Raw genomic sequence first — 3615 nt, forward strand, 5'->3', positions numbered from 1 at the left:
GGCCCTCGGCGCCGCGGCCGCCGCCCTCGCCGTGTCGGCGCTCGGGTACGGCGTCAGCACCTGGGCGGACGGCGCCGGGGAGGTTGGCGGGGGCGCCGGGACCAGGAACGTCACGGCCGCTCCGTACGGTGCGGCCGACCTCCGTACCGACCGGGGCATCCCCTCCGCGTACCGCCTGCTGATCGTGGAGACGGCGCACGACTGCGACCAGAAGGACGTCACCCCGGCCCTGATCGCCGCCATGCTGAAGGTGGAGAGCAACTTCGACCCGGATCTCGCCGACCCCGCCAAGGACGAGTACGGCATCGCCCGCTGGACGCCCCGGGTACTGCGCTGGTGGATGCACGACGACGGCACGCCCGCGGAGTCGGTGCCCGACCCTCCCTTCCCTCCCGCCGAGTCAATCCCGGCGATGGGCCGGTACCTGTGCTGGATCGCGCCCAGGCTGGACGCCGACCTGCCGGGCGACCGCCGGACACTGATCGCCGCCGCCTACCGGACGTCCTACGCGAAGGTGAACGGCGCGGGCGGAGTGCCCCCGAAGTACCGCGCCTACGCCGACCGCGTCGCCCACCACCTCAAGGAATACACGCCCCCGGGGAAGAAGTGACCCTGAGAGTTCCGAGGTACCCCGCGCGGGCACGGGCGGGCAGGCTGGACGCAGCACACGGAACGAAGACGCACGAAGACGTACGGACGTACGCCCGTACGGGCGGGCTCCGGCTCCCTCGGGGGAGAGCCGGAGCCCGTCGTACGCCCGTGTGCCGGGCCGACCCGCCGACCGGGCCGACCGGGCCGATCGGCGGAAGCCGGTCGGCCGGCTAGTGGAAGAAGTGCCGCGTCCCTGTGAAGTACATGGTCACGCCGGCCTTCTCCGCCGCCTCGACCACCAGCTCGTCGCGGACCGAGCCGCCGGGCTGGACCACGGCCCGGACACCGGCCGCGGTCAGGATCTCCAGGCCGTCGGGGAAGGGGAAGAAGGCGTCCGAGGCGGCGAAGGAGCCCTGGGCGCGCTCGGCGCCCGCGCGCTCGACCGCGAGCTTGGCGGAGTCGACGCGGTTGACCTGGCCCATGCCGACGCCGACGGAGGCACCGTCCTTGGCGAGCAGGATCGCGTTGGACTTGACGGCCCGGCAGGCCCGCCAGGCGAAGGCCAGCTGGTCCAGCTCCTCCTGCGGGAGGGGCTCGCCGGTCGCGAGGGTCCAGGAGGACGGGTCGTCGCCCTCGGCCTGGAGGCGGTCGGTGACCTGGAGGAGCCGACCGCCGTCGATCTGCTTCACCTCGACCTGCGCGGCCGGGCCGTCGGGGACGCGCAGCACGCGGATGTTCTTCTTCCTGGCGAGGGCCTCCAGCGCGCCGTCCTCGTAGTCGGGCGCGACGATGACCTCGGTGAAGATCTCGGCGACCTGCTCCGCCATCTCCCTGGAGACGGGGCGGTTGACGGCGATGACGCCGCCGAACGCCGACAGCGGGTCGCAGGCGTGCGCCTTGCGGTGCGCCTCGGCGACGTCCGCGCCGATCGCGATGCCGCACGGGTTGGCGTGCTTGATGATCGCGACGCACGGGTCGGCGTGGTCGTACGCGGCACGGCGCGCGGCGTCCGTGTCCGTGTAGTTGTTGTACGACATCTCCTTGCCGTGCAGCTGCTCGGCGTCGGCCAGGCCGCCGCCCGCCCCGTCCACGTACAGCGCGGCGCCCTGGTGCGGGTTCTCGCCGTAGCGCAGGGTGTCGCGCTTCTCGGACGTCGAGCCGATGAACGCGGGGAAGCCCGAGTCGTCGGCGGGTGCGTACCCGTCCGCGAACCAGGAGGCGACGGCCACGTCGTACGCGGCGGTGTGCTGGAACGCCTCGGCCGCGAGCCGCTTGCGGGCGGGCAGGTCGAAGCCGCCGTCGCGCACCGCGGACAGCACGTCGGCGTAGCGCGCGGGGCTGGTGACCACGGAGACGGACGGGTGGTTCTTGGCGGCGGCGCGGACCATCGAGGGGCCGCCGATGTCGATCTGCTCGACGCACTCGTCGGCGGTGGCGCCCGAGGCGACGGTCTCCCGGAACGGGTAGAGGTTCACGACGACCAGCTGGAACGGCTCGACGCCCAGCTCGCCGAGCTGCTCCCGGTGCGACTCCAGCCGCAGGTCGGCGAGGATGCCCGCGTGCACGCGCGGGTGCAGCGTCTTGACCCGGCCGTCCAGGCACTCGGGGAAGCCGGTGAGTTCCTCGACCTTGGTGACCGGGACCCCGGCGGCGGCGATCCTCGCCGCGGTGGAGCCGGTGGAGACCAGCTCGACACCGGCCGCGTGCAGGCCGCGGGCGAGCTCTTCGAGTCCGGTCTTGTCGTACACGCTGACGAGCGCGCGCCGGATGACCCGCTTGGTGTCCGTGGTGCCTGCGCTGCCTGTGCTCTCGGCGGTCACTGGATAACTACCTTTCGTCCCTCGATGCGATAGCCGTTGCGGGCGAGCCGCCCCACGACATCGACGAGCAGCTTTCGCTCGACTTCCTTGATGCGCTCATGGAGAGCGGCACCCTCGTCCTCGTAGTCCTCGTTGCGGACCTCGACCACGCCCTGGGCGATGATCGGGCCGGTGTCGACGCCGTCGTCGACGAAGTGGACGGTGCACCCGGTGACCTTCGCGCCGTAGGCGAGGGCGTCACGGACGCCGTGCGCCCCCGGGAAACTGGGCAGCAGGGCGGGATGGGTGTTGACGAACCGGCCGCCGAAGCGGGCCAGGAACTCCTTGCCCACGATCTTCATAAAGCCGGCCGAGACGACGAGGTCCGGCGCGTACGCGCCGGTGGCCCCGGCCAGCGCCGCGTCCCACTCCTCACGGGTCCCGTAGTCCCTGACCCGGCGGACGAAGGTCGGCAGCCCGGCGCGCTCGGCGCGCTCCAGGCCGGCGATGCCGTCGCGGTCCGCGCCGACCGCGACGATCTCCGCCCCGTAGGCGTCCGGCCCCTGCGACGCGACCGCGTCGAGGAGGGCCTGCAGATTCGTACCTGATCCGGAGACCAGCACGACGAGGCGCTTGGCCTTGGCCACGGCGGGGCCCTTTCTCGGGGAGTGCCTTTGTACGGTCGTACGAATGCTTCGCGCCCTCGGATACGGGGAAGTCTACGAAGCGGCCGACCGGCAGCAACGATACCGGCACACCGGGCGGCCCCCTCGGGACGGGGGCGTGGCCGGAAGGTAGCGTCTGGGGAGGAACCGCCCGGGGAAGACGGTCCGCGCGGGGGAACGCCTTTCGCGTACGGGACGTTGACCAGGCACAGGTACGCATGTCCGGGAAGCGAACCCCGGACGCGTGACCGGCTCCGTGGACAGCCGCCCGTCGACACCACCGTCCGACGGACGCCACCGCCGGACACCACCGCCCGCCGAGCACCGTCAAGCCGAACACTGCCGAGCCGAACACCGTCAAGCCGAACACTCCAAGGGGAAGACGCACACCTGATGCCGGACCGACGCCTCCGACGCCTCCCGCTCCTGCTGCGCGAGCGGCGCCCCTCCCCCGTTCCGCCGCGGGAGGGCGACGACGTGCCCGAGAGCGGGTCGGGCTCCGCGGGTGGCCAGGGCTCCGCGGGTGGCCAGGGCTCCGGTGCGCCGGCTTCCGGGCAGCG

Annotated in this window: 3 protein-coding genes; 1 reads left to right on the forward strand and 2 read right to left on the reverse strand. The window is 72.8% G+C overall.

Translation table 11 applies throughout. The annotated features are described in order from the left end of the window. On the forward strand, positions 1-610 hold a 610-nt coding region (locus HO151_RS01810), incomplete at its 5' end, for a lytic transglycosylase domain-containing protein (protein WP_173894381.1). A 211-nt stretch (positions 611-821) separates the two neighbouring features. On the opposite strand, the gene purH is transcribed toward HO151_RS01810, so the two are convergent. Both purH and purN read right to left on the reverse strand, forming a co-directional pair. Further along, the gene (gene purH, locus HO151_RS01815; protein WP_173894382.1) at positions 822-2411 is read right to left on the reverse strand and encodes a bifunctional phosphoribosylaminoimidazolecarboxamide formyltransferase/IMP cyclohydrolase; all 1590 of its coding nucleotides are present in this window, start codon (positions 2409-2411) and stop codon (positions 822-824) included. Next, on the reverse strand, positions 2408-3037 hold the full coding sequence (gene purN, locus HO151_RS01820; protein ID WP_173894383.1) for a phosphoribosylglycinamide formyltransferase: 630 nt from the start codon (positions 3035-3037) through the stop codon (positions 2408-2410). The genes purH and purN overlap by 4 nt, the downstream gene beginning before the upstream one ends. Between the last annotated feature and the right edge of the window lie 578 nt (positions 3038-3615).

It is taken from the genome of Streptomyces sp. 8P21H-1 (genome assembly GCF_013302945.1).